General features: G+C 68.1%; 24 protein-coding genes. 11 read left to right on the plus strand and 13 right to left on the minus strand.

What is annotated here, in order from left to right:
- Nucleotide 1: 1 nt before the first annotated feature.
- Both grxC and BUB76_RS03470 read right to left on the minus strand, forming a co-directional pair.
- A complete protein-coding gene (gene grxC, locus BUB76_RS03465) occupies nt 2-259 on the minus strand; it encodes a glutaredoxin 3 (RefSeq protein WP_073126776.1) in 258 nt (85 codons plus the stop codon).
- Nucleotides 260-295: 36 nt separating this feature from the next.
- Nucleotides 296-1,015, minus strand: a complete 720-nt coding sequence (locus tag BUB76_RS03470; protein ID WP_073126779.1) for a ComF family protein — start codon at nt 1,013-1,015, stop codon at nt 296-298.
- A 23-nt stretch (nt 1,016-1,038) separates the two neighbouring features.
- Between BUB76_RS03470 and BUB76_RS03475 the strand changes: the two genes are divergently transcribed.
- Together BUB76_RS03475 and hemH are read left to right on the plus strand one after the other, a co-directional pair.
- Nucleotides 1,039-1,887 (plus strand): methyltransferase domain-containing protein, encoded by an 849-nt coding sequence (locus tag BUB76_RS03475; protein ID WP_073126781.1) that lies wholly within the window; start codon nt 1,039-1,041, stop codon nt 1,885-1,887.
- Nucleotides 1,888-1,939: 52 nt separating this feature from the next.
- On the plus strand, nt 1,940-3,028 hold the full coding sequence (gene hemH / locus BUB76_RS03480; protein WP_084140517.1) for a ferrochelatase: 1,089 nt from the start codon (nt 1,940-1,942) through the stop codon (nt 3,026-3,028).
- Between the two features lie 123 nt (nt 3,029-3,151).
- Here hemH and BUB76_RS03485 read toward each other — a convergent pair whose 3' ends face one another.
- Entirely contained in the window at nt 3,152-3,331 is a 180-nt protein-coding gene (locus BUB76_RS03485; RefSeq protein WP_073126783.1) for a hypothetical protein, read from the minus strand.
- Nucleotides 3,332-3,481: 150 nt separating this feature from the next.
- Entirely contained in the window at nt 3,482-4,084 is a 603-nt protein-coding gene (locus tag BUB76_RS03490) for a L,D-transpeptidase (protein ID WP_073126786.1), read from the minus strand.
- Nucleotides 4,085-4,254: 170 nt separating this feature from the next.
- Between BUB76_RS03490 and dalA the strand changes: the two genes are divergently transcribed.
- Nucleotides 4,255-4,803, plus strand: a complete 549-nt coding sequence (gene dalA, locus BUB76_RS03495) for a divisome-associated lipoprotein DalA (protein ID WP_073126788.1) — start codon at nt 4,255-4,257, stop codon at nt 4,801-4,803.
- Nucleotides 4,804-4,833: 30 nt separating this feature from the next.
- Here dalA and BUB76_RS03500 read toward each other — a convergent pair whose 3' ends face one another.
- From BUB76_RS03500 to hslO, 7 genes are all read right to left on the minus strand, one after another.
- Nucleotides 4,834-5,337 carry a L,D-transpeptidase family protein gene (locus BUB76_RS03500; protein WP_073126790.1) on the minus strand — a complete coding sequence of 168 codons (504 nt, stop codon included), beginning with the start codon at nt 5,335-5,337 and terminating at the stop codon, nt 4,834-4,836.
- A gap of 114 nt (nt 5,338-5,451) precedes the next feature.
- Nucleotides 5,452-6,666 carry a class I SAM-dependent RNA methyltransferase gene (locus BUB76_RS03505; protein WP_073126791.1) on the minus strand — a complete coding sequence of 405 codons (1,215 nt, stop codon included), beginning with the start codon at nt 6,664-6,666 and terminating at the stop codon, nt 5,452-5,454.
- A 14-nt stretch (nt 6,667-6,680) separates the two neighbouring features.
- On the minus strand, nt 6,681-8,546 hold the full coding sequence (locus BUB76_RS03510; RefSeq protein ID WP_073126792.1) for an ABC transporter ATP-binding protein: 1,866 nt from the start codon (nt 8,544-8,546) through the stop codon (nt 6,681-6,683).
- Between the two features lie 54 nt (nt 8,547-8,600).
- The gene (locus BUB76_RS03515) at nt 8,601-9,182 is read right to left on the minus strand and encodes a LysE family translocator (RefSeq protein ID WP_073126793.1); all 582 of its coding nucleotides are present in this window, start codon (nt 9,180-9,182) and stop codon (nt 8,601-8,603) included.
- Nucleotides 9,179-10,330 carry a CCA tRNA nucleotidyltransferase gene (locus BUB76_RS03520; RefSeq protein ID WP_073126795.1) on the minus strand — a complete coding sequence of 384 codons (1,152 nt, stop codon included), beginning with the start codon at nt 10,328-10,330 and terminating at the stop codon, nt 9,179-9,181. The genes BUB76_RS03515 and BUB76_RS03520 overlap by 4 nt, the downstream gene beginning before the upstream one ends.
- A complete protein-coding gene (locus BUB76_RS03525) occupies nt 10,327-10,914 on the minus strand; it encodes a CoA pyrophosphatase (RefSeq protein ID WP_073126797.1) in 588 nt (195 codons plus the stop codon). The genes BUB76_RS03520 and BUB76_RS03525 overlap by 4 nt, the downstream gene beginning before the upstream one ends.
- Nucleotides 10,907-11,911: an Hsp33 family molecular chaperone HslO gene (gene hslO, locus BUB76_RS03530; RefSeq protein ID WP_073126799.1), complete on the minus strand. Its 1,005-nt coding sequence runs from the start codon at nt 11,909-11,911 to the stop codon at nt 10,907-10,909. Before hslO ends, BUB76_RS03525 begins: the two co-directional genes overlap by 8 nt.
- Before the next feature lie 86 nt (nt 11,912-11,997).
- Here hslO and BUB76_RS03535 point away from each other — a divergent pair, with 86 nt between their 5' ends.
- Complete coding sequence (locus BUB76_RS03535; RefSeq protein WP_073126801.1) at nt 11,998-12,465, plus strand: NUDIX hydrolase; 468 nt, start codon at nt 11,998-12,000, stop codon at nt 12,463-12,465.
- Here the strand turns inward: BUB76_RS03535 and BUB76_RS03540 are convergent.
- Complete coding sequence (locus BUB76_RS03540; protein ID WP_373280045.1) at nt 12,433-13,728, minus strand: PP2C family protein-serine/threonine phosphatase; 1,296 nt, start codon at nt 13,726-13,728, stop codon at nt 12,433-12,435. The genes BUB76_RS03535 and BUB76_RS03540 overlap by 33 nt on opposite strands.
- A gap of 83 nt (nt 13,729-13,811) precedes the next feature.
- On the opposite strand from BUB76_RS03540, the gene BUB76_RS03545 reads away from it, so the two are divergent.
- The gene (locus BUB76_RS03545; protein WP_073126803.1) at nt 13,812-14,186 is read left to right on the plus strand and encodes an Hpt domain-containing protein; all 375 of its coding nucleotides are present in this window, start codon (nt 13,812-13,814) and stop codon (nt 14,184-14,186) included.
- On the opposite strand, the gene ilvA is transcribed toward BUB76_RS03545, so the two are convergent.
- Nucleotides 14,138-15,385 (minus strand): threonine ammonia-lyase IlvA, encoded by a 1,248-nt coding sequence (gene ilvA / locus BUB76_RS03550; RefSeq protein WP_073126805.1) that lies wholly within the window; start codon nt 15,383-15,385, stop codon nt 14,138-14,140. The two genes, BUB76_RS03545 and ilvA, sit on opposite strands and share 49 nt — an antisense overlap.
- Nucleotides 15,386-15,492: 107 nt before the next feature.
- On the opposite strand from ilvA, the gene BUB76_RS03555 reads away from it, so the two are divergent.
- The 6 genes from BUB76_RS03555 to BUB76_RS03580 all read left to right on the plus strand — a co-directional run bounded on the left by BUB76_RS03555 (nt 15,493) and on the right by BUB76_RS03580 (nt 20,943).
- Nucleotides 15,493-16,713 (plus strand): argininosuccinate synthase, encoded by a 1,221-nt coding sequence (locus BUB76_RS03555; RefSeq protein ID WP_073126807.1) that lies wholly within the window; start codon nt 15,493-15,495, stop codon nt 16,711-16,713.
- A 462-nt stretch (nt 16,714-17,175) separates the two neighbouring features.
- Nucleotides 17,176-17,829 carry a peptide-methionine (S)-S-oxide reductase MsrA gene (msrA, locus tag BUB76_RS03560; RefSeq protein ID WP_084140519.1) on the plus strand — a complete coding sequence of 218 codons (654 nt, stop codon included), beginning with the start codon at nt 17,176-17,178 and terminating at the stop codon, nt 17,827-17,829.
- A 118-nt stretch (nt 17,830-17,947) separates the two neighbouring features.
- Nucleotides 17,948-18,934, plus strand: a complete 987-nt coding sequence (locus BUB76_RS03565) for a KpsF/GutQ family sugar-phosphate isomerase (protein ID WP_073126809.1) — start codon at nt 17,948-17,950, stop codon at nt 18,932-18,934.
- Entirely contained in the window at nt 18,931-19,722 is a 792-nt protein-coding gene (locus BUB76_RS03570; protein ID WP_073126812.1) for a 3-deoxy-manno-octulosonate cytidylyltransferase, read from the plus strand. Before BUB76_RS03565 ends, BUB76_RS03570 begins: the two co-directional genes overlap by 4 nt.
- A complete protein-coding gene (kdsA, locus tag BUB76_RS03575) occupies nt 19,719-20,540 on the plus strand; it encodes a 3-deoxy-8-phosphooctulonate synthase (RefSeq protein WP_073126814.1) in 822 nt (273 codons plus the stop codon). The genes BUB76_RS03570 and kdsA overlap by 4 nt, the downstream gene beginning before the upstream one ends.
- Before the next feature lie 22 nt (nt 20,541-20,562).
- Nucleotides 20,563-20,943, plus strand: a complete 381-nt coding sequence (locus tag BUB76_RS03580; RefSeq protein WP_073126816.1) for a rhodanese-like domain-containing protein — start codon at nt 20,563-20,565, stop codon at nt 20,941-20,943.
- Nucleotide 20,944 lies beyond the last annotated feature (1 nt).

Consider the following 20,944-nt stretch of genomic DNA (forward strand, 5'->3'; position numbering starts at 1 on the left):
CTCAGGCGGCCAGCATCGGGTCCAGCTTGCCCTGCCGTTCCAGCGCGGCAAGGTCGTCGAAGCCGCCCACGTGGGTGCCGTCGATGAAGATCTGCGGAACGGTGTGACGACCGTTCGCGCGGTCCATCATCTTCTGGCGCAGCTCGCCATCGCGCGAGACGTCGATTTCGGTGAAGCCGGCGTCCTTGCTGTTCAGCAGGCGCTTGGCGGCATGGCAGAAACCACAGAGCGGCGTGGTGTAGATCTCGATCTGGGCCATTTTGGATCCCCTCGGAAAATGCGTGTTTCCCGGTATCTAGGGGTCCTTCACCGCCCGTGCCAGTGTCACCACGTCGACACGCGCCGCGCCGCCCGCCAACGCCGCCTCAGCCGCGGCGGCCAGCGTCGCGCCCGATGTCATGACGTCGTCGACCAGCAGGACGGCCCGCCCCCGCAGCACACCGCCATGTTTCGGATGCACGGTCATGCAGCCTTCGAGGTCGGAAAAGCGGCTGGCAAGGGTCTTGCCGTCCTGCACCTGTGTGCGCCGGGTGCGAACGAGGGCGGTTGGCGCGTGCGGCAGGTCGAGCGCGCGGGCCAGCGCCCCGCCAAGCTCAGCCGCCTGGTTGTAGCGGCGCGCCAGCGTGCGGCTCCAATGCGCGGGCACCGGCACCACGAGGCTGTCGTGGCGGACCAACCCCTGCGCTCGGCGCGCCATCCACGTTCCGGCCCCCGGCACAAGGTCCAGCCGGTCGCCGTGCTTGATCGACAGCACCACCTGCCGCCCCCGGTCGCTGTAGAGCAAGGCGGACCGCCCCCGGCTCCAGGGCCGGGCGATGTACAGGCAGTCGTCGCAGGTGACCGGGCGGTCGTCGTCGCCGGGCAGTGGCGCCCCGCAGGTGTCGCAGCCAAGGCCCAGGATGAACGGCGTGTCGCGCCAGCACGGCCCGCACAGCGCGCCCACGGCGTCGACGGTCGCATCGCAGGTTGCGCATTGCCGCGGAAAGACGGCATCGATCACCGATTGAACCAGCATGGAAGGTGCTTACCTCCAACCCCATGACCCGCGAGACACGCCGCCTCACCGACCGCGACCGCCTTGAGCAGTCCCGCCGCCGCGCCCGCGCCGATGCGCTGTTCCTCCACGGCTATGCCGCGGACCAGCTCGAGGAGAGACTGGAAGAGGTTAACAGAACCTTTACCGCCATCGCCGTGGTGACCGGCCATCCCGAATTCTGGTCGGCACGCTTCCCGGGCGCGACCATCGTGGCGGATGACGAGGTTCTGGCGCTGGAGCGTGGACGCCACGACCTGGTCATCCACGCCATGGCGCTGCACTGGGCCGATGACCCGGTGGGCCAGATGGCCCAGTGCCGCCTGGCGCTGCAGCCCGACGGCCTGTTCCTGGGGGTCTGCTTCGGTGGCCAGACCCTGTCCGAGCTGCGCAGCGTGCTGGCCCATGCCGAAAGCATCGTCAGCGGGGGGATCGCCCCGCGCGTGCTGCCCATGGCCGAGATCCGCGACCTGGGTGGCCTGATCCAGCGGGCGGGCCTGGCGCTGCCCGTGGCAGATACCGACCCGATCAAGGTGGACTACGCCGACCTGGCTGCGCTGGTCCGCGACCTGCGCCACATGGGCGAAGGCAACGCCATGGCCGCGCGCGACCCGCGCCCTCTGCCCCGCGCTGTCCTGCGGCAGGCCGCGCAGACCTATGCCGCCAGCTTCCCGGCCAGCGACGACGCCGACCGCATCGTGGCGACCTTCGAGCTGGTGTTCCTGTCGGGCTGGGCCCCCGACGAAAGCCAGCAGAAACCGCTGCGGCCGGGGTCGGCCAAGGCCCGGCTGGCCGATGTGTTGGGCACAGACGAGACAAGCCTGCGCGACGATTCGCGCCGGTCAGGCGATTGACCCCCGTGGGAAAGCCTTTATCTGAGCCTGCGTTGTCGAGAGGATGAAGACCATGCTGGATGCACGCGCCCCCGATGGGACCCCGATGTTCATCGAAGAGGGGGCGACCTGCCCCGTTCATGCGCCCGACGACCACCCGAAGATCCCGCCGGCCAAGACCGGCGTGCTGCTGGCCAACCTCGGCACGCCCGACGGCTATGACTACTGGAACATGCGCCGTTACCTGAACGAGTTCCTGTCCGACAAGCGCGTGGTCGATTACTCGGCGTGGATCTGGCAGCCGCTGCTGCAGGCCGTGATCCTGACCAAGCGGCCCTTTTCCAGCGGGGCCGCCTACAAGTCGATCTGGAACGAGGACGCGGGCGAAAGCCCCCTTCTGACCATCACCAAGGCGCAGGTCTCAAAGATCAGGGATCGGTTGGTCGGCGCCCACGGCGACAAGCTCGTGGTCGATTTCTGCATGCGCTACGGCAACCCGTCGACCCGGTCGAAGGTGCGCGAGATGATCCAGGCGGGCTGCACGCGAATCGTGTTCTTCCCGCTCTACCCGCAATACGCGGGCGCGACGACGGCCACGGCGAACGACCAGTTCTTCCGCGCCCTGATGGCCGAGAAGTGGCAGCCGTCGGTCCGCACCGTCCCCGCCTATTTCGAGCACCCGAGCTATATCGACGCCCTCGCCAGGTCGGTGGAGCGGGCCTATGGCGCGATGGAGACGAAGCCTGACGTGCTGGTCGCGTCCTATCATGGGGTGCCCCAGCGCTACCTGATGGAAGGCGACCCCTACCACTGCCAGTGCCAGAAGACCTCGCGCCTGCTGAAGGAGCGGCTGGGCTGGGCGGATACCGACATCGTCACCACGTTCCAGTCGCGATTCGGTCCCGAGGAATGGCTGAAGCCCTATACCGTGGAAGAGGTCGCCCGCCTGGCCGAGCACGGCAAGAAGCGCATCGCGGTGATCGCGCCCGCCTTCTCGGCCGACTGCATCGAGACGCTGGAAGAGATCAACGAAGAGATCCGCGAAAGCTTCGAGGAAGCGGGCGGTGAGCACTTCACCTACATCCCGTGCCTCAACGAGGACGACGCCCACATGGAAGCGCTGGTCGAGGTGATCGAGGAGAACCTGGCGGGCTGGGTCTGATCGACCCAGGCCACGGCCCGGGTGACGCTGGGGCCTTCGCGGCGCCCGAACCTCTATTTCAAAAGGAAAACGGCCGGACACTGGGTCCGGCCGTCTCCAAAAGCGTAATACCGTTCGACTGGATCAGTCGGCAGCGGCAACAGCCACGACGGCCAGCAGCAGCAGCGGGATAACGATCCCGGCCGACGAGCTGGACGATTCTTCAACGACGACGGCCGGCTCCATCATGGGCTCGACCATACCGCCCGCAAACGCACCGGTGGCGGCGACGGACAGGGCAGCGGCAAGAGCAATCTTCTTCATGGTGTATCTCCAGTAATTAGCCTGGTGCCTAGTTTGAAACGAGGCGGCAGCAGGCACCCAAGACTGTACCTCATCGACGGTATAAGCAACATCGACAACGTATTGCAAAGAATTGAAACGCTTGAACGGTTCCCACGCTCCGGCAATTCGTCAAATTAGCAACACTTGGGTTCCGGACTTGGCGAGGCCGTAAAGCTCTTCGATATGGTTGTTGTACAGGCCGATGCAGCCGTTCGACGACCGCCGTCCGATCTTGCGCGTGTCCTGGGTGCCGTGAATCCGGTAATATTGCCACGAAAGATACAATGCGTGCGTTCCCAGCGGATTGTCCGGGCCGGGGCCGATGAAGTCGGGCCACTCGGGATTCCGCTCTTTCATGGCCGGCGTGGGCGCCCAGCTCGGCCCCTCGACCTTGCGGATGACCTCGGTCCGGCCCTTGCGGGTCAGGTCATCGGTCTGCGGCACCGAGGTCGGATACAGCTTGTAGATCGATTCGTCCTCGTTCCAGTAGTGCAGCGCGCGCGAGGTGATATCGACAAGGATCGCGCCGTTGGCCAGCGAATCGAAGTAGGGCCGCCAGTGCAGCGTCCGGAAGCTGGACGCGTTGCGACGGGTGACGCCCGAGATCTGGGACCGGAACTCGGTCGAGTTCGACGTCTGCGCGATTGCGGGCGCCGCGAACGTGGTCGCTGCCGCGGCTGCGCCGCCAAGGAACCAGCGGCGGTTCAGGATATCCGAGGGGTGACGGGTCATGGCGTGTCGCACCTTTGTGATCTTGGCTGCTTCAGGTGTGCAAAATAAGGAGGCCGGCGGATCCTTGCAAATCAAACCGGCGTCAATCCGCGCAACGGCGCCGAAACGGAAAATGGCATCCCGGTCGCGTTACCGCTATTGAGACGCGAAGGGATTACAACGGTTTCGGCATGTATCGAATTTTCGCACCACTGGCCATCGGCGTCGCGGTCCTGTCGGCTTGCGCGGCACCACCACCACCCGCGCCGCGCGTTGCCGCCGACGGACGACCGCTGCCGCAGGTCTACCGGATCAGCGAAGCGGATTCGGACCGGGTCCAAATCCGGTTCCTCGACGGGGTGAACGCCGTGCGCCAGGCCGCCGGTGCCCCGCCCGTTGCGCTGAACGCCGAACTCACGGCCGCCGCGGCCACCCACAGCCGCGACATGTCGGTCCAGAACCGGCCCTGGCATTTCGGGTCGGACGGATCGTCGCCGCTGGAGCGCGTGCGTCGCGTGGGCTACCGCGGCGAGCTGCTCGGCGAAAACATCTCGGAAACCTACGAGACCGAGCTGGAAACCCTGTCGGCCTGGCTCGAATCGCCCGACCAGCGCGACATCATCACCGATCCGCGCGCCCGCGATCTGGGGTTCTCGTGGTTCCAGGAGCCCAGCGGCAAGATCTGGTGGACCATGGTCACCGGCGCCCCGCAGACCTTCGCCCAAGCCAACGGGTTCTGAGCCAGCCCGGCGGGCCGGCCGAGACGCGGTTCAGGGGAAGATGCTGATCGGCGTGCCGTCCTGGACCATGGCGTAGATCTCTTCGATCTCGTCATCGGTGACGGCGATGCAGCCCCAGGTCCAGTCGCCCGTCGCGCCCTTGGGCACGTTCTCGCCCCGGCCGTGGATGAAAATATCACCCCCGGCGGGACGTCCCAGACCGCGTGCGACCTCGATATCCCGCGCGTTGGGATACGAGATGCCCACCGACAGATGATACCGGCTGTTGGGGTTGCGGCGATCGATCAGGTAATGCCCCTCGGGCGTCTTGCCGTCGCCCTCGACCTGCTTGTGGCCCTCGGGCGCGAAACCCAGGCCGACATTGTAGACCTTCAGGGGCGTCCCGTTGTGCAGCAGTTGCAACTGACGCGCCTCTTTCAGCAGAACGACGCGGGTGACTTCCGGGCCGTCATAGCTGCGGAATTTCGATGGCGCTGCGCATCCCGTCAGGATGACCAGCGACAGCGTGATCAGAACGGATCTGATGATGGACATGGGGTCTGCTCGCCCTTGGATGTGCCTCGATGGCGCGGACCATAGCAAACTCCCACGCGACACCGAATATCCCTTGCCTCTCACATAGGCGTGAGCGGCGGGCACGTTGCAAAATCAGCGCGACAGGTGGGCGACGAGTTCCACGTGGGGCGACCAACGGAACTGGTCGACGACCTTCACCGATTTCAGCCGATAGCCGCCGCGCTGCGCGATCGCCACGTCGCGGGCGAACGTTACCGGGTTGCAGGACACCGCGGCGATCACCGGAACGTCGCTTTGGGCCAGTTCCGCGAACTGCGCCTCGGCCCCGGCGCGGGGCGGGTCGATGAGCACGGCGTCGAGGCGGCCCAGCTCCGAGGCCAGCAGCGGGCGCTGGAACAGGTCGCGCGTCTCGGCCTCGAGCGCATGCAGCCCGCCGGCCTTCTGCCAGGCGGCGCGGGTGGCATCGGACAGGCTGCGTAGCCCTTCGACCGCGACGACTTCGGCCTGGCGGGACAGGGGCAGCGCGAAGGTGCCGCAGCCCGCGAACAGGTCGGCGACACGCTTCGCGTCGCCCACGATGTCTCTGACGGCGCGCCACAGGGCGGCCTCGCCCGACTTGGTGGCTTGCAGGAACGCGCCCGGGGGCGGCACGCAGGCCACGTCGCCGAACATCTGGTGCGGTGGCCGCGCCTGGGCGATGGGGATGTCGCCCCATGTCAGCCGCGCCAGGTCGGCCGCCCCGGCGATGCGCGCCAGCTCTTCCGAAAGGGCGCGATCCGGCTCTTTCCCGCCCGACACCACCACGTCCAGCCCGGCCGGGCCGTGGGTCACGGCCAGCGACAGGGTGTCCTTGCGCCCCGCGCCCGCCGCCACAAGGTCGGAGAGGACCGGCAGGGCCTTCACGATCTGCGGGACCAGCACCCGGCAATGGGGCACGGGCACGATCCGGTCCGACGCCCGTTCGTGGAACCCGATCTCGACCCCGTCGCGGCTGCGACGGGCCGACAGCACGGCGCGCCGGCGCGAGGCGGGCGGCGAGGTCGCGATGCCGGTGATCGGCGCGGGCAGGCCCTGCGCCGCCAACGCCTGCGCCACCACCCGCACCTTGAACCGTGCCACGAAAGTATCCGAGGCATGCATCAGCGCGCAGGCCCCGCAGCGGTCGTAATGCGGGCAGGCGGGCGTCACGCGCTCGGGCGACGGCGTCACGATCTCGGGGATCGGCATCCGGTCGCCCATGACGCGGCCGCGCACCGTTTCGTTCGGCAGGGCGCGCGGGACGAAAACGGGGCCGGGGGCGATGCCGTCGCCAAGATGGCCCAGGCGGGTGATGGTCACGGTCTCCATCGGGCGGCCCTAGCCTATTCCGCGGCCTCGGAATAGCCCATGAACCCGCCCGACTGCCGCTTCCAGTAGCGGGCATAGGTACCACCCTGCGCCAACAGCGCCTCGTGGGTGCCTTCCTCGACGATGCGGCCCTGTTCCAGCACCACGATCCGGTCCATCCGGGCGATGGTCGACAGGCGGTGCGCGATGGCCAGCACGGTCTTGCCCTCCATCGCGCGCTCCAGCGCGGCCTGGATCGACGCCTCGACCTCGCTGTCGAGCGCGCTGGTCGCCTCGTCCAGCACGAGGATCGGCGCGTCCTTCAGCAGCGCGCGGGCCAGCGCGATCCGCTGTCGCTGTCCGCCCGAAAGCTTCACGCCCCGCTCGCCCAGATGCGCGTCGTAGCCGGTGCGCCCCTTGAAGTCCTGCAGGTCGAGGATGAACTCGTGCGCCTCGGCCTTGCGGGCGGCGGCGATCATCTCGTCCTCGGTGGCGTCGGGGCGACCGTAAAGGATGTTCTCGCGGGCCGAGCGGTTGAACATGGCCGTTTCCTGCGTGACCATGCCGATCTGGCGGCGCAGGCTTTCCTGCGTCACCTCGCGGATATCGCGCCCGTCCACGGTGATGCGCCCCCGTTCGGGGTCGTAGAGCCGCAGGAGTAGCGCCACCAGCGTGGACTTGCCCGCCCCCGAGGCGCCGACGACGCCGATCTTCTCGCCCTGCGCGACGGTCAGGTCCAACTGCTCGATCCCGCCCGCGCCGCGCCCGTAGGTGAACCGCAGGTCCTCGAACCCGATCGCACCGCCGTGGGGCAACGCGTCCGCCGCGTCGGCATCGGTCAGCGTGTGCGGCGGCGTCAGGGTGTTCATGCCATCCTCGACCTCGCCCACATTGGAATAGATCGCCATCAGCGTGAACGACACCCAACCCGTCATCTGCGCGATCCGGATCGAGATCGCACCGGCCGCGGCGATGTCGCCCGGCGTCGCGATCCCCCGCGTCCACAGAACGATGGTGCCGCCGATCAGAAGGATCGGCAGGATGCCGGCCAGCGCCATGAGCGAGAAACGGAAGCCCGCGGTCAGCAGGCCGAAATCCACAACCTTGTCGCGGAACGTCGAAATCGCGCCCAGCGCGGCACGGTCCTCGTGATCGGCATGGGCGAACAGCTTGACCGTCTTGATGTTGGTGATCGTGTCGACCACCTGCCCCGACACCATGGCCCGCGCGCCCGCCCGCGCCTTGGCCCGCACCCGGATGCGCGGCATGAACCAGCGGATCAGGGCAAAGTACCCCACGCACCACACGGCCAGCCCGACTGCCATCCACACGCTGATCGTCGTCAGCAGGAAGACCGAGCCGATCAGGGTCGCAAGAGCGAAGGCCACCACGTTGATCATCTCGGACGCCACATCGGTGATCGCGCGGCTGGTCTGCATCTGCTTCTGCGCGATGCGCCCGGCGAAATCGTCGTCGAAGAAGGTGACGGCCTGGCCCAGCGTCCAGCGGTGCAGGCGGCTCAGGACCAGCGGGTTCACGTTGGGCGACACGATGACGGCGTTGGCCGTCGCGCTGGCCCCGAACAGGGCCGGGCGGACGACTACGAAGAACAGCAGCGCCCCGACCAGCAGCGTGGCGTTCTCGGCCAGGTATCCCGGCGTCGCGGTCCCGGCGGCCGAGTCGATGATCCAGCCCAGAAGCAGGGCGGTCACCACCTCGGCCCCGCCGGCCAGCGCCGACACCACGGCGGCGATCGATAGCCACGGCCACGCCCCGGCCAAGGCCCAGCCCATGAACGCGCCCAGCGTCCGCGGCGGCGGGCCGTCGGCGGGCGCGAAGGCGTCGATCAGGTCGGAAAGCGGGCGCAAAAGGCGCGTGGGGCTGAAACGGTGCAATGACATTCCGGGCAACATAGGCGATGCGTCCGCGATTGCGCGCACGATCCCGTGTTCAGGTCAAAGAAAGACGGCCAACGCCGACAGCGCAAGCGCGGCGGCCATGATCCGCAGGAAGATGGCCCAGGCCGCGTCGCTGGACAACAGGGCCGTCAGCAGGTGGCCCGCACCCGTCCAGAACAGGCAGACGCCGAGGTTGATCCCCGCGAAGGCAGCGCCCAGACGCGCGCCTTCGGCAAGCGGCGGCAAGCCCGCGGCATAGCCCGACGCGGCGGCCAGCGCGACGGCCCAGACCTTGGGGTTCACCCACTGGAACAGCACCGCCTCGATCAGCGTGAAGGGCCGGTCGCGGCCTTCGACACGCGGCCGCCGGGCGCGGCGGGCCAGACCCCAGGCCATCCACAGGATCCACGCGCAGGCGGCCAGTTTCAGACCCCATTCCAGCGCCGGACGCCCCAGAAGGACCGCGCCGATACCCGCACCTGTAAGCCCTGCCGTGATGCCAACGCCCAGCGCGACGCCCGCCACATGCGGCAGCGTCCGCGCCATGCCGAACCGCGCGCCCGAGGCGGTCAGCAGGATCACGTTGGGGCCGGGCGTGAAGAGGCCCGCGAAGACGAACAGGTAAAGCGGGTCGATCATCCCAGCAGGTCTTCGCGGCTGGCCGTCATGCCCGACGCGATCCAGCGGCGTTCCAGCTCGGCCAGCTTGCGGCCGATCTCGGGGCCCTCGTAGTCACCCGCCAGGTCGGCGCCGCGCACGGGAAACCGCGCGGTCGCACCGCGCGCGATCCGGTCGCCCAGATCGGCCGGCAGCGGGGCCGAGAAGCTGGCCGCGCGCAAAAGCTCGATATCGCGGGCGGTGTCGGCCCCGTGTCGCCAGGCCAGTTCCGCCGTGCCGGCCTCGGCCCCGACCCCGTCGCGCAGCAGCGCCAGCCGGGCCGCCTGCTTGCGCGACAGGCGCAGCCGTTCGGGCGCCTCGTCCCCGCCCAGAATGGCCAGCCGACGCAGAGGGTCCGGCGCGGCATCGAGCGTGCCTTCAAGGTGGACGAGAACCGCCAGCAATCCGGGATCAGCCCCCGGAAGGATCCGCGCAAGGATCCCCGATTGCGCCATCGAGGCGACAGCGGGCGCGGGGTCGGGCGCGGAGAGAAGCTTCAGCGTCTCCGCGCCGACCCGTTCCGCCGAAAGCTGCTCCAATCCCTCGGCCAGCGCGGCGCAGGCGGCCAGCGCCTCGGCGTCGACGCCGTGCTCGGGGTCGCCGTACCATGCGTGGAACCGGAAATAGCGCAGGATGCGCAGATAATCCTCGCGGATACGCTGTTCCGCGTCACCGATGAACCTGACCCGCCGGGCCTGAAGGTCCGGAAGGCCGCCCAATGGGTCCAGAACCGTGCCGGCGGCATCGGCATAGAGCGCGTTCATCGTGAAATCGCGCCGGGCCGCGTCCTCTTCGATCCGGTCGGAAAACGCGACCGTGGCGTGACGGCCGTCTGTGTCCACGTCCTTGCGGAAGGTCGTGACCTCGTAGCCCTCGCCCTCCACCACCACGGTGACGGTGCCGTGGTCGATGCCCGTGGGCACCGGTTTCAGGCCCGCGGCCTCGGCCAGGGCGATGACCCGCTCGGGCACCGCGTCGGTGGCGATGTCCACGTCATCCACCGGCGCCCCGATCAACTGGTTGCGCACGCAGCCGCCCACCGCCAGCGCCTGGTGGCCCGCCCCGGTGAGCGTGGCCAGGACGCGCTGGGTGCCGTCGGCTGCCAGCCAAGGTGCGCCGGTGATCTTCATGCCGATACCCTCTGCGCCAGGCCCCGCAGGATCCGCGCGGTGGCGCCCCAGATGTAATATGGACCGTAGGGCACGGTGTAATAGAGCCTTTGCTGCCCCCGCCAACGGCGCGACTGAACGCTGAACCGCGCCGGGTCGGTGACGTGATCGAAGGGCACGTGGAAGATCTCGGCGACCTCGCCGGGCTCGGGCCGCGGCTCGAACGGGCGGGTGATGAACCCGAGGACGGGGTGCATGGCGAAGCCCGTGACCGTTTCGTGGGGCGGCAGCGCGCCGATGATCTCGACCGCGTCGCGCGGCAGGCCGATCTCTTCCTCGGCTTCGCGCAGGGCGGCATCGGTGGCGTCCCGGTCGCCCGGGTCGATCTTGCCGCCCGGGAACGCGATCTGGCCGGGATGCTGGCTGAGCTGGGACGATCGCTTGGTCAGGATCACGCTGCCGGTGCGGACGCAGACGGGCACCAGCACGCCGGCCCCGCGCAACCCCATGGCCGGGGGTCGCGCGGGCGCGTTCAGATCGAAATCCGAAGACGGCCCGGTGTCGCGGGCCAGGGCGGCCAGCAGACGGGCGCGCAGGTCATCCATCGTCGCCCGGTGCGATTTCCGCCTCGAACCCCAGGGTGCGGGGGTCGAACTCGTAATGGGCGCCGCAGAACTGGCAGTCGGCGGTGACCTTGCCGTCCTCGGTCGTCATGTGCGCGATGTCGCGGGCCGAGTAGATCGACAGGCTCTGGCGCACGCGATCGGCCGAGCAGGTGCAGCCGAAGGTGACCGGCTGCGCATCGAACACGCGCGGCTTTTCCTCGTGGAACAGGCGCACCAGCAGGTCGGTGGGCGCGACATGGGGGCCGATCAGCTCGGTCTCTTCCACGGTGTCCAGCAGCATGTTCGCGCGCTTCCAGTTCTCGGCCTCGTCGCCGTCCAGAACATCCTCGGCCTGCATCACGCCCGCGTCGCCCGAGCCGCCTTCGCCCTTGGCCATCAGCGGCGACGCCTTGGGCATGTGTTGCAGCATGATGCCCCCCGCGCGCCACGCGGTCAGCTGGCCCGGCTCCTGCGCCTGCCCGAAGGCGGGGGCGAACCGGGTCGGCAGCTGCTCGGACTGGGCGAAATACGTCTCGGCGCAGGCCGACAGAGACCCGCCGGCGATGGGCGTGATCCCCTGGTAGGGATGGGTGCCGTCGCCCTGGTCCATCAGGACCGCGAAATAGCCCTTGCCGATCTGGCTGAACGGGTCGGCCCCCGATTGCAGTTTGTCGGCATCGTAGCTGGCATAGGCCCGGATCTGCGCGGGCGAGCCGTCGGCGCCCGGCGCGTAGTAGTCGGTGGCGATCAGGCGAGCGGGCCCGTCGCCGCGCACCTGCAACGACAGTTTCCAGCGCAGCTTGATGGTCTGGCCGATCATCGCCGTCAGCAGAGTGGCTTCGGCGACCAGCGCCTCGATCTCTGGCGGGTAGTCGTGCTGCTCCAGCACCCGCTCGAGCGTCGAGTCGAGCCGCGCGACACGGCCGCGGATGTCCGAAGCGTCAAGCTGGAAGGGCAGGACGGTATCGTCCCAGGCGATTTTCGTGCTGAGTGTCATGGGCTTCCTTTGCCGGATGGCGTTGGGCATCAGCCCGCTATATAGGGCCGGGACACAAATCCTTGAACCCCGGGGGACCCGCCGCGATGATCCCGCGTTTCGACCTGCCGCCCGAACCCCACCGCCGCTACGTGTTCCGCCCCGGCGCCTATGCCGTGTTGCTGCGGGGGCGCGACATCCTGCTGACCCGCCAGAACGGGTCCGACCGCGCGCTGCAACTGCCCGGGGGCGGCATCGACCCGGGCGAGACGCCACTGCGCGCGTTGCACCGCGAGGTCTTTGAGGAAACCGGCTGGCGCATGGCGGTGGACCGGCGGCTGGGCAGTTTCCGCCGCTTCGCGTTCATGCCCGAATACGGGATCCACGCCGAGAAACTGTGCCACATCTTCCTAGGCCGCCCCGGCCTGCGCATCGGGCCGCCGGTCGAGCCGGATCACGATGCGGTCTGGATGGATGCCGACGAGGCGGTGACGCGGCTGGACAATGCGGGCGACGCCTATTTCCTGGCACGGTTCCTGCGCTCAGGCCGGGGCGCGGTCGATCACCGCCATTGAGACGTCGTCGGGCGGGTCGCTGCCCTCGAGCATCGCCGCAAGCTCGCCGCGCAGCGCCTTGAGCAACCCGCGCCCCGGCGCCCGCCAGTGACGGGCCACCAGCCGGGCGAGACCATCCTCACCCAGCAGCCCGCCGCCGGGATCGGGACATTCGGTGACCCCGTCGGAATGGATCAGCAGCCGATCTCCGGGAAAAAGGCTCACGGACACGGTTTCGAACGCCGCGTCTTCGATCAGGCCCACCGGCATCCCCCCCTGGCCCGCCGAATCCTGCCGTCCATCGGCGCGGACGAGGATGGGGTGCGGATGCCCGGCCTGGCACAGATCGACCCGGCCACTGTCGAAATCAACCTCGGCAAGGATCACGGTAGCGTAGTGGTCGGTCTGGAATTCCGACAGGAACATCCGGTTCAGCCGCGCGCAGACCATGTCGGGCCGCCGCATGACCACGCGCCCCCCGCGCCGCTCCAACGCGACGTTCTTCCCCGGATCCCCGCCCGTCAGCCAGCCCGAGACCCGCGCGGCAACGAGGGCCGAGGCCACCCCGTGACCAGAGATATCGAGAGAAAAGACGCCATGCCGGGTGTCCGAGATGGGAAAGCCGCCGACGAGATCGCCGCCCACGGGACCCGAGGGCTGCAACAGGTAGGACACCGATCCGCCCGCCAGCCGGGCAGAGCCGCGCGGCACCAGTGACAACTGAAGCTTGCGCGCCTCGGCCAGGTCGCGGTTCAGCGCATCGTCCAGCCGCTGAAGGTCCGACGCGGCGCGGCAGGCCTCGCGGCTGCGCAGGACCAGCTCGCGCTCGATCCGGACCACGCGGGCGGCGGCATGCAGACGCGCCAGCAGCTCGTCGGGGCTGACCGGCTTGGTCAGGAAGTCGTCGGCGCCCGATTGCAGCGCCATCGCGATCTCGTCCTTGCCGCGCTTGGCCGTCAGGACGATGAAATAGATGTATCGATCATCGCCGAAGCTGCGGACCCGGGCGCACAGGTCCAGGCCGGACAGGCCCGGCATCATCCAGTCGCTGAGAATGATATCCGGCGGATCGGTCCGGCAGAGGATCAGCGCCTCTTCCGCCGAGCCCGCCTCGATCACGCGATATTCGCTGCCCGAGAGGCTTGATGCCAACATGCGCCGGTGAAGCCGGCTGTCGTCGACGATCAGCAAGGTCAGGGTCGGTCGGCGCGGGGGCGTCAGGCCCTCATTCGCCGGACGGGTGGCTTCCTTGGGCACAGCGCCGGTGGATCCTTTCGCGGTCACACCGGGTCTAGCGGTCCGATCCTAAGGAATGGTGAAGGCCGTATTGACCGATCCTTTACGGACGGCTGCCATCCTGAGCGGTGATGACCGGCGAGAGTGATCTTCTGAACCTTGAAACCGTCGCCCTGCTCCAGCGGGAATTCGCGCCCGCGGTCCTGGCCGAACTGGTGGACCTGTTCGCCGTCGAGGCCGCGCCGATCCTGGCGCAGATCGACAGTGGGCATGATCCATCGGCCGCCGACTTTCACAGCCTGCGCGGGGCCGCCCTGGCGCTTGGTCTGACCGGTGTGGCGGCGGCCGCGCAATCCTGCGAGGAGCGGATCGCGGCCGGCCGCCCGGCCCAGATGGGCAGGCTGCGTGGACTCATCGATCGGTCGGTCGCCGCCCTGTGCGACCGGATCGGCGCGGATCAGACGAGGAAGTCTGCCAGCGTCTCGTCCTCGGTGATGTCGCGATAGACGAAGTCGGCCGCGTCGAGCTTGTCGAACAGGGTGGCGAAGTTCTCGGGCCGCGAGGTCTCGATCCCGATCAGGACAGACCCGAAATTGCGCGCGGATTTCTTCAGGTACTCGAACCGGGCGATATCGTCCTCGGGGCCCAGCATCTCGAGGAAATCACGCAGGGCGCCCGGCCGCTGGGGCATCCGCAGGATGAAGTACTTTTTCACGCCGCCATAACGCTGGGCGCGCTCCTTGACCTCGGGCAGCCGCTCGAAATCGAAGTTCCCGCCCGAGGTCACGCACACCACCGTCTTGCCCCGGATCTCGTCCGCCATCTGCGGCAGCACGTCCAGGGCCAGCGCCCCTGCGGGCTCGAGGACAATCCCCTCGATATTCAGCATCTCGATGATGGTGGCGCAGATCCGGTCCTCGGGCGCGGTCAGCACCCGCTCGGGGGGCACGTCGCGCAGCACCTCGAAGGTCCGCGCGCCGATCCGCGCGACAGCCGCGCCGTCCACGAAGCTGTCGACCTTGGGTAGTGTCACCAGCTCGCCTTTGGCCAGCGCGGCGGTCAGGCTGGCGCCGCCCGTCGGCTCGACCAGCCAGATCGGCATCTCGGGCGCCATCTGGTCAAGGTAGCGCTTCATCCCCGACGACAGGCCGCCGCCGCCCACCGGCAGGATCACCATGTCCGGTGCCCGCTCCATCTCCGACAGGATCTCGACCGCGACCGAGCTTTGGCCCTCGATCACGTGGTCATCGTCGAAGGGCGACAGGAAATGCCCGCCCCGCTCGGCGCAGAATGCCTGCGCCGTTTTCAGCGTGTCGTCGAAATAGTCGCCCACCAGCCGGATCTCGACCGCGTCACCGCCGAAGGTCCGCGTCTTCTCGACCTTCTGCGCGGGTGTCGTGACGGGCATGAAGATCACGCCCTTCACCCCGAAATGCCGGCAGTTGAAGGCGACGCCCTGCGCATGGTTGCCCGCGCTCGCGGCGACGAACAGGTCCTGGTCGGGATCGGCCTCGCGCGCCTTGCGCATGGCGTTGAACGCGCCGCGGATCTTGTAGGACCGGACCGGGCTGAGATCCTCGCGCTTCAGCCAGATGTCGGCGTCGTACTTGGCGCTGAGGTAATCGTTGCGCTGCAAGGGCGTGGCGGGGAACAGCCCGCGCAGCCGGGCCGTCACGGCCAGGGCGGTATCTGCGAAATTGCTCATGGTCAGCAGCTATGCCCGCCCGACGTCCCTGCGGCAAGGCCACCTTGCGATTGGCCCCGAAAGCCTCTACCCACGCGACGATTTGACCCGTGATGGAGACTTGGCCCATGTCCGCCCCGAAAAAAGTGGTGCTTGCCTATTCCGGCGGGCTCGACACCTCGATCATCCTGAAATGGCTCCAGACCGAGTATGGCTGCGAGGTCGTGACCTTCACCGCCGACCTGGGCCAGGGCGAAGAGCTCGAGCCGGCGCGCAAGAAGGCCGAGCAGATGGGCGCGAGCGACATCTACATCGAGGACCTGCGCGAGGAATTCGTGCGTGACTTCGTCTTCCCGATGTTCCGCGCCAACGCGCTGTACGAGGGGCTGTATCTTCTGGGCACCTCGATCGCGCGGCCGCTGATCTCCAAGCGGCTGGTCGAGATCGCGGCCGAGACGGGCGCCGACGCCGTGGCCCACGGCGCCACCGGCAAGGGCAACGACCAGGTGCGGTTCGAACTGGCCGCCTACGCCCTGAACCCCGACATCAAGGTGATCGCCCCCTGGCGCGAATGGGACCTGTCGAGCCGCACGAAGCTGATCGACTTCGCCGAGAAGCACCAGATCCCGATCGCCAAGGACAAGCGCGGCGAGGCACCGTTCAGCGTTGATGCGAACCTTCTGCACACCTCGTCCGAGGGCAAGGTGCTGGAAGATCCCGCCGTCGACGCGCCGGACTATGTCTACCAGCGCACGACCAACCCCGAGGATGCGCCCGATCAGCCGCAATATGTCGAGATCGGGTTCGAGCGGGGCGATGCCGTCAGCATCGACGGCCAGGCCATGTCGCCGGCCGAGATCCTGACCAAGCTGAACGAACTGGGTGGGGCCCATGGCTGCGGCCGGCTGGACCTTGTCGAGGGCCGGTTCGTGGGGATGAAGTCGCGCGGCATCTACGAAACGCCGGGCGGAACGCTGCTGCTCGAAGCGCATCGCGGGATCGAGCAGATCACGCTTGACCGCGGGCAGGCGCACCTGAAAGACGAGCTGATGCCGCGCTACGCCGAGCTGATCTACAACGGCTTCTGGTTCTCGCCCGAGCGCGAGATGCTGCAGGCCGCCATCGATCACAGCCAGCAGCACGTCACCGGCACGGTGCGGCTGAAGCTGTACAAGGGGTCGGTGCGTTGCGTCGGTCGCTGGTCGGATCACAGCCTCTATTCCGAGGCGCACGTGACCTTCGAGGACGATGCCGGCGCCTACGACCAGAAAGACGCGGCCGGATTCATCCAGCTGAACGCGCTGCGGCTGAAGCTTCTGGCCGCCCGCAAGCGGCGCCTGGACGGCTGAAACGAACGAACGGGGGCCGCGTCTGCGCCGCGACCCCCTAGAGCCAACGTGACAGGGACGTTGACCCTGATCCGTACTTGACGACAACTCGTTACATCGCGGGCTCCCGAGACACGGGCGGCCGGATCGGCCGGAAAACGATCGCTGCCGATCTTGCTTCCCATGAGGGAGAGTCGCATCGCTCGACAGAGGCATAGGCGGTGTCGCCGCCGCCTATTCCCAGGACCATTTTCAGCCCGCATCTTTGCGGGATCATCTGCAGTCACGTCGGCAAAGCGACAAAGTTTCGGGCCGGCGCAAAAAATTTTCGACGTCGATCTCAGGCCCCTTCACGGGGCCTTTTCGTCCCTGAAAAAGCCGCGACAGCGCATGACAGCGCTTCACCCTTGCGTGACAACACGACCCATTTCATTGAAACCGATCCCGCTTGTCGCGACCTTTCCGGTGAAAAGGGAGATCACGATGATGAACGGATTTGCGAAAACGAAATACACGGCACTCGGCGCCGCCGCGCTGCTCGCCACTGCCTTCGGGGCCCCCGCGGCCAAGGCCGAGACGGCCCTGGTCGCCGGTGGCTGTTTCTGGTGCGTCGAGGCCGATTTCGAGAAGGTCAAAGGCGTGAGCGAGGTCGTTTCGGGCTTTGCCGGCGGTGATGTCGCGAACCCGACCTACAAGCAGGTCACAGGCGGCGACACGGGTCACCTGGAGGTCGCGCAGATCGAGTTCGACGAAAGCCAGGTCAGCTACGCACAGATCATCGACCTGTTCCTGCGCTCGATCGACCCGTTCGACGCGGGCGGACAGTTCTGCGACCGGGGCGAAAGCTACAGCACCGCGATCTTCGCCCTGAACGACCGCCAGGCGCGGATCGCGCAAGAGCGGGTCGCCGCGGCCGAGGCCGAGCTGGGCCGCAAGATCGTGACGCCCGTGCGCGGCGCGGCCGAATTCTACCCGGCCGAGGAATACCACCAGGACTACTACAAGGGTGACGAACTGGTGCTGACCCGCCGCGGCCCGAAATCGAAGGCCAACGCCTATGATTTCTACCGCGACGCCTGCCGCCGAGATGAGCGTGTGCGCGAGATCTGGGGCAATGACGCCCCGTTTACGGGCTGAAGCGAGCCTTGTCGCGGCGCGTGGGCAACGGATCCCGCGCACCGCAACGCATCATCGCATCCGCCACCTCGGGTCGCGGCGCGTGGACACGGGCAGCGGCTGTGGATATGACCGGCCCATGGCCGAGCCCGCACCAGACACCGCCCCGACGCCCGCACGCGACGCCCGCGCCATCGCGCGGGACGTGCTACTGACGGAAAGCGACGGGCTGCGCCAGTTGGCCGACAGCCTGAGTCCCACCATCGCCGACACCGTGGCCCAGCTTCTGCAGACGCAGGGCCGCATCATCGTGTCGGGCATGGGAAAATCGGGCCACGTTGCCGCCAAGATCGCCGCCACGCTCGCGTCGACTGGCAGCCCGGCGCAGTTCGTCCATCCCGGCGAGGCCAGCCACGGCGACCTGGGCATGATCACCCGCAGCGACGCGGTGATCCTGATCTCGAACTCGGGCGAAACCCGCGAACTCGGCGATATCATCGCCCACACCCGGCGGTTCCGCGTCCCCATGGTCGCGATCACCCGGCGGGCCGAGTCGACCCTCGCGCAGCAGGCCGATCATTTGCTGCTGCTGCCCGACGCGCCCGAGGCCTGCGCCATCGGCATGGCACCGACCACATCGACCACGATGACCATGGCGCTGGGCGACGCGCTGGCCGTCGCCCTGATGGAGGCGCGGGGCTTCGACCGCGACAGCTTCCACGTCTTCCACCCCGGCGGCACGCTGGGCGCCCAACTTCTGAGCGTCAGCGCCGTGATGCATCGCGGGGGCGCCCTGCCCGTCGTGGCGCCCGACACCCCCATGGGCGAAGCGCTGCTCGAGATGACGGCCAAAGGCTTCGGCGTCGCCGCTGTGGTGTCGGACGGACGGCTGCGCGGCGTCATCACCGACGGCGATTTGCGGCGGAACCTCGAAGGGCTGATGGGCCGCGTCGCGGGCGACGTGGCGACGCCTGATCCGCAGACCATCGACCCCGAGGCGCTTCTGGCCGAAGCGCTGGGGATCATGAACGACCGCAAGATCTCGGCCCTGTTCGCCGTCGACGGCGACGGGATTCTGCAGGGACTTGTCCATATCCACGACGCTTTGCGGGCAGGTGTGAAATGAGCGTGACCGTCTTCATTCCCGCGCGCTATGCCTCGTCGCGCTATCCCGGCAAGCCGCTGGTGGACCTGACCGGCGCCACCGGCCGCAAGGCGTCCCTGATCCAGCGCAGCTGGGAGGCGGCGCAGGGGATTCCCGGCGTCGACGACGTCTATGTCCTGACCGATGACGACCGGATCGCGGATGCCACCCGTGCGTTCGGCGGCGCGGTCCTGATGACGTCCAGCGCGGCCCGGAACGGTACCGAACGCTGTGCCGAGGGGCTGGCCCAGCTCGACACCGCGCCCGAGATCATCGTGAACCTGCAGGGCGACGCGCCGCTGACGCCCGCCTGGTTCCTCGAGGCGCTGATCGCGCATATGCAGGCCAACCCGGACGCGCAGATGGCGACGCCCGTTCTGCGCACCGATGCCGAGACGCTGGAAAACTTCGTCACCGACCGCAAGGAAGGCCGCGTCGGCGGAACCACGGCGGTCATCCGCGGCGATGGCACCGCTCTGTATTTCTCGAAAGAGGTCCTGCCCCATGTGGCGAGCCTCACCAAGCCGCCCGAGGTCTGGCACCACGTGGGCGTCTATGCCTACCGTCCCGCCGCGCTTGACGCATATGCAGGGTGGCCCGAAGGCCCGCTTGAGCGCGCCGAGGGGCTGGAGCAGCTGCGGTTCCTGGAAAACGGCTGGCCCGTTGCCTGCGTCCCGGTGGACGCGCGCGGCCGGGTGTTCTGGGAACTTAACAACCCCGTGGACGTGGCCCGGATCGAAGCCGTGCTGAAAAAGGAAGGCATCGCATGAAGACCGTTACCATCGGCGACATTTCCGTCTCGAACACGGCGCCCTTCGCGCTGATCGCCGGGCCCTGCCAGCTCGAGTCGCTGGACCACGCCCGGATGCTGGCCGAGCGGATCGCCACCGCCGCCGACGCCGCCAACCGGCCGTGGATCTTCAAGTCGAGCTACGACAAGGCCAACCGGTCGTCTCTGAAAGGCAAGCGGGGCCTCGGGATGGACGAGGGCCTGTCGATCCTTTCGAAGATCAAGGCCGAGTTCGGCGTGCCGGTGCTGACCGACGTGCACGGCCCCGACCAATGCGCCCCGGTGGCCGAGGTCGTGGACGTGCTGCAGATCCCGGCCTTCCTGTCGCGCCAGACCGACCTGCTGCTGGCCGCGGGCGAGACCGGCGCCGCGATAAACGTGAAGAAGGGCCAGTTCCTGGCCCCGTGGGACATGGAGAACGTGGCCGCGAAGATCGCGTCGACCGGGAACGAGCGGGTCATGCTGTGCGAGCGCGGCGCGTCCTTCGGCTATAACATGCTGGTCTCGGACATGCGGTCGCTGCCGATCATGGCGGGGACCGGCTATCCGGTCGTCTTCGACGCCACCCATTCCGTGCAGCTGCCCGGCGGACAGGGCAGCGCGTCGGGCGGACAGCGCGAATTCGTCGAGCCCCTGGCCCGCGCGGCGCTGGCCGTGGGCGCGGCCGCGGTCTTCATCGAAACCCACGAAGATCCCGATAACGCCCCCAGCGACGGACCCAACATGGTGTTCATCGACAAGCTTGCCCCCCTGCTGCAAGGGCTGGCCGCGATCGACGATCTGACTAAGTCCCGGTGAAAACCACACCGGAGGAACACCCATGAAGACCGAAGAGACGGACCAAGGCACGCTGGAAACCTGGACCGTGGACGAGGTGGCGAAAGCGCTCGACGCGGGCGAGATCGCGCTGATCGACGTGCGCACCCCGGCCGAGTACAGCTTCGAGCATATCGAGGGCGCCCTGCTGTCGCCCCTGTCCCATTTCCGCGCGGACCGTCTGCCGTCTCAGCAGGGCAAGCGGCTGGTCTTTCACTGCGGCAGCGGCGTGCGGTCCGAGAAGGTCGCGCGCAAGTGCCTCGAGGCCGGCATCAGCCCCGTGGCCCACATGGAGGGCGGCTTCGGCGCGTGGAAATCGGCGAAACAGCCCCACATCGCCACCGACATGGCGTCGGGCGGTCTGAAACGGGTCGAGGCCGGCTAAG

The sequence above is a fragment of the Palleronia salina genome (genome assembly GCF_900141995.1).
In the GTDB taxonomy this organism is placed as follows: Bacteria; Pseudomonadota; Alphaproteobacteria; order Rhodobacterales; family Rhodobacteraceae; genus Palleronia; species Palleronia salina.